Genomic DNA, 506 nt, shown 5'->3' with positions numbered 1-506 from the left:
GATGACCAAATTTGTTCAAACTTACGCCCCTCTAAAGCTCCACCTTTTGCCTGAAGAGCCTCCATTCTATATGCATTCATTCCCAGCGTCATAACATCGCTCATTTTGACTGGCTTATTTGTACGAATAGATCGTAAATTTGTAATTCTACTTCCATATGGTTTTGTTAAGTCAATTTCGTATTTTACGCCCCCAAAGAAATCGTTCGTACTGTATTTAGACGCACGGCGGGTTTTATCAAAGCTAACTGTTACATCTCCGGCACGAGATGAGTTAAAATACCCTGCCGCCCATTCCATGTAGTCTTTTAAATCTTTCCCAGTTACCTTATATACTGTAATTTCTCCCAATGCATATTGATAATTATATGCAATATCTTTCTTCTTAATAGGACCTACATCCAAACGGGCATAATCGTTATCAATTTGATGAGCTACTACATCTGCCTTGCTGTAATAGAGCATGACTTCATGAAAGAAATCTGATAAAGGTGTCTCTTGAATTTG

Annotated in this window: 1 protein-coding gene; it reads right to left on the bottom strand. The window is 37.9% G+C overall.

What is annotated here, in order from left to right; all coding sequences use genetic code 11:
• On the bottom strand, nt 1–506 hold a 506-nt coding region (locus JDS82_RS29020; protein WP_199714326.1), incomplete at both ends, for a 5'-nucleotidase C-terminal domain-containing protein.

The sequence above is a fragment of the Bacillus cereus group sp. N14 genome, from assembly GCF_016483555.1.
In the GTDB taxonomy this organism is placed as follows: domain Bacteria; phylum Bacillota; class Bacilli; order Bacillales; family Bacillaceae_G; genus Bacillus_A; species Bacillus_A wiedmannii.
The sequence above is the reverse complement of the archived record's forward strand: the minus strand, read 5'-3'. Positions and strand labels throughout refer to the sequence as shown.